The 3469-nt window shown below is 57.5% G+C and carries 3 protein-coding genes; 2 read left to right on the plus strand and 1 reads right to left on the minus strand.

The window, feature by feature from the left end; genetic code table 11:
• Positions 1–325 precede the first annotated feature (325 nt).
• On the minus strand, positions 326–1300 hold the full coding sequence (locus QZ302_RS09455; RefSeq protein ID WP_294594780.1) for a deoxyhypusine synthase family protein: 975 nt from the start codon (positions 1298–1300) through the stop codon (positions 326–328).
• Between the two features lie 396 nt (positions 1301–1696).
• Between QZ302_RS09455 and crcB the strand changes: the two genes are divergently transcribed.
• Both crcB and pta read left to right on the plus strand, forming a co-directional pair.
• Positions 1697–2071, plus strand: a complete 375-nt coding sequence (crcB, locus tag QZ302_RS09460; protein ID WP_294594782.1) for a fluoride efflux transporter CrcB — start codon at positions 1697–1699, stop codon at positions 2069–2071.
• Positions 2071–3087 carry a phosphate acetyltransferase gene (pta, locus tag QZ302_RS09465; RefSeq protein ID WP_294594783.1) on the plus strand — a complete coding sequence of 339 codons (1017 nt, stop codon included), beginning with the start codon at positions 2071–2073 and terminating at the stop codon, positions 3085–3087. The genes crcB and pta overlap by 1 nt, the downstream gene beginning before the upstream one ends.
• Positions 3088–3469: the final 382 nt, after the last annotated feature.

The following is a 3469-nucleotide window of genomic DNA, read 5'->3' on the forward strand; positions in this document are numbered from 1 at the left end:
CCCCAGTTCTCCGTCCCGTGTCCGCCTCACTGCGGCTCCGCTTTCGCTCCGCCGCGCTTTTCGCGCGCCTTGCGCGATTCATCTATTTTCGGCTCGCCGCCGAAATAGTTGAATCGCTTCTTCAGGCGGCGGCGCGCGGCTGTCCTACGGGAGGGTACTGCGCTCGGGCCGCGCGGGCCCCACGTCCCGTGGACGGGCGAAACTACGTTTCGCTATGGCCGCCTCCGCCCACCCCATGCATAACAACACACCCCACAGAAAAAGGTTCGGGCCGTCCTTAATTCCAAGGACGGCCCGAACTCGCAAATTATCAAACCCTACCGAACTACCAGCCCAGAATGTAAGCGAACATCAGCGGCGCCACGATCGTCGCATCGCTTTCCACGATGAACTTCGGCGTATCGATATCCAACTTGCCCCACGTAATTTTTTCGTTCGGCACCGCCCCCGAGTACGACCCATAGGAAGTCGTCGAGTCCGAAATCTGGCAGAAATAAGCCCAGAACGGCGTCTCCTCCCACCCCAAGTCCTGATACATCATCGGCACACAGCAAATCGGGAAGTCGCCCGAAATCCCCCCGGCGATCTGGAAAAATCCCACACCCTTTCCGCCGCTGTTTTGCTTGTACCAATCGCACAGGAACATCATCGTCTCGATCCCCCCCTTGACCGTTGAAGCCTTCATTTCGCCCTTGATGACATACGACGTGAAGATATTCCCCATCGTCGAATCCTCCCACCCCGGCACGATAATCGGGAGATTTTTCTCGCATGCCGCCAACATCCAGCTGTTTTTCGGATCGATTTCGTAATACTGCTCCAGCACCCCGCTGCGAATCAGCTTGTACATGAACTCATACGGCAGGTAACGTTCCCCCCGTGCGTCCGCCTCCTTCCAAATCTTCTCCATATGTCCCTGCAACCGCCGGAATGCCTCCTCCTCCGGGATACACGTATCCGTCACCCGATTGAGGTGATTGTCCAGCAACTCTCGTTCCTGCTGCGGCGTGAGGTCGCGATAGTGCGGCACCCGTTTGTAATGCGAGTGGGCCACCAGATTCATCAAATCCTCCTCCAGATTGGCCCCCGTACAGGTAATGATCTGCACCTTGTCCTGCCGGATCATCTCGGCCAGCGAAATCCCCAGCTCCGCCGTAGACATCGCCCCACCGAGCGTAATCATCATCTTCCCCCCCGCATTCATGTGCTCTTCGTAAGCCTTCGCCGCATCCACCAGCGCCGCCGCGTTGAAATGCCGGTAATTGTGCGTAATAAACTGCGAAATCGGTCCTTTGCTCATCGTATGACAGATTTAAAATGTGAAAACCACTGCGAAGGTACAAATTAATTATTTGTAACCTACTTTTCTTTGATTCCGGAGAGTACTGTTCTCTTTGTGAACAACCGACGCTGCCAGCGAATCCAGAGGCCGTTTACGGACTATGGTAAGCGGCGAGGAGGAAAACAAGCGCAGCGCAGTTAGCGAGAACCAGAAAACCGACGCTGCCAGCGAGGGCAATGCAAACATAGTTTGCAAATTGCCGAGCGGCGAGGAGGAAGGCGGAGATAACCCGTGGTCGTCCCGTTGGGACGACCTCTGCAAAAGTCTTTTGGGTACCTTTTCTTCAGAAAAGGTACGGTTCCGTCCGGCACAAAGAACAAAGACACAAATAAAAATAGTACCTTTGTTAGCATTATGTGGAGCAACTTATTGTGGGTAGGTCTCGGCGGCTTCGCCGGTTCCGTAGCACGTTACGGCACCTCCGTAGCCCTCGCCGCCCTGTTCGCCGAACGCGAAGGGCGATTTCCGTGGGCCACGCTGAGCGTCAACCTCGTCGGATCATTCGTAATCGGGCTGCTTTTACAGCATTTCGAGACCGGCACCGCCCGACATCTTTTAGGCGTAGTGGGATTTTGCGGCGGCTTCACCACCTTTTCGACCTTTTCACTCGAAAGCGTGCGCCTGCTGCGGGCGGGCGAGACCCACACCGCCCTGCTCTATATCGGCCTGAGCCTCGCACTCTGTTTTGGGGCCACCGCCTTGGGAATGACAATAAAATTATCGAAATAATGGAACTTTTAAACCGCATCAAAGAACAGGCGCGCACCGCCAAGCAGCGCATCGTACTGCCCGAAGGGAACGAAGAGCGCACCATGCGCGCCGCCAACGAGATCGTTGAACAGGGCATCGCCGAGATCACCCTGATCGGCAACCCCGGCGAACTCAAAGAGTTGGCCAAAGACTGGGGACTGGAACACGTGCTGAACGGCGACATCCGGATCATCGATCCGGCCAACCATCCGAAAAAAGAGGCTTACGTCGACCTGATGCTCCAGATTCGCGCCTCGAAAGGACTTACGCGGGAAGATGCCGAACGACTCATTATCAATCCGTTGTATCTCTCCGTAATGATGATCAAAGCCGGCGACGCCGACGGCGAAGTGGCCGGTGCGGGGAATGCCACCGGCGACGTGCTGCGGCCCGCTTTCCAGTACGTGAAGACCAAGCCCGGTATTTCGGTAGTTTCGGGCGCCTTCATTATGCTCCTGAAAGACAAGCACTACGGCGAGAACGGAATGATGATCTTCGCCGACTGCGCCGTGCATCCGAACCCCACCGCCCCGGAGCTGGCACAGATCGCCGTCGAGACCGGCAAAACCACGCGTGCGATCGTCGGGATGGAGCCGCGGATCGCCATGCTGAGCTTTTCGACCAAAGGTTCGGCCAAACACGAGATGGTAGATAAAGTCGTCGAAGCCACGAAGTTGGCCCAGGAGATGGCACCGGACATGAAGATCGACGGCGAGCTTCAGGCCGACGCCGCCATCGTGCCGGGCGTAGGCGCCAAGAAAGCGCCAGACTCCAAGATCGCCGGTCGTGCCAACGTACTGGTTTTCCCGACCTTGGAAGTGGGAAACATCGCCTATAAGCTCGTTCAGCGCTTGGCCGATGCCGAAGCCATCGGGCCGATTCTGCAAGGTATGGCCGCCCCGATCAACGACCTTTCGCGAGGTTGCTCCGTGAGCGACATCGTGAATCTGGTAGCGATTACCGCCTGCCAGGCCCAGGCCGAACGGGGGTTGTAGGTTTTCATATTTAGGGAAGCGGCGACCAACAAGCGCGCGGACGAAGGGTTGGGCCGAGGCTGCCAGTGGAAATGCGTAAACATTTCCCGTCCACGGGACGTGGGGCCAGCGCGGCCCAAGCGCAGTACCCTCAAACCAAGCCGCACGCCACGCCTTAGGAGGGAAATCGTCAAAATGCGCTTGCGCGTTTTGACAAGATTTCCCAAGGCGCGCACCAAGAACTGGGCCGAACAGGTTAAGCGATACGCAGTATCGCTCCGTCCCGCAGGGGCGCCCATCGGGCGTTTTGTTAGGGTTGTCTCTGCCTTATTAGCCGTCCGCCGCCCGCGCAGGACAGTTTCAGGCGGGTCAAAGCTCGACCGCGCGCGACCGCTGAAGTAGG

The organism is uncultured Rikenella sp. (assembly GCF_910579375.1).
GTDB lineage: Bacteria > Bacteroidota > Bacteroidia > Bacteroidales > Rikenellaceae > Rikenella.

What these genes read in the sequence shown, in the direction of transcription:
- crcB (WP_294594782.1), top strand. Translation starts at nt 1,697, where the DNA reads ATGTGGAGCAACTTATTGTGGGTAGGTCTCGGCGGCTTCGCCGGTTCC.
- pta (WP_294594783.1), top strand. Translation starts at nt 2,071, where the DNA reads ATGGAACTTTTAAACCGCATCAAAGAACAGGCGCGCACCGCCAAGCAG.
- QZ302_RS09455 (WP_294594780.1), bottom strand. Translation starts at nt 1,300, where the DNA reads ATGAGCAAAGGACCGATTTCGCAGTTTATTACGCACAATTACCGGCAT.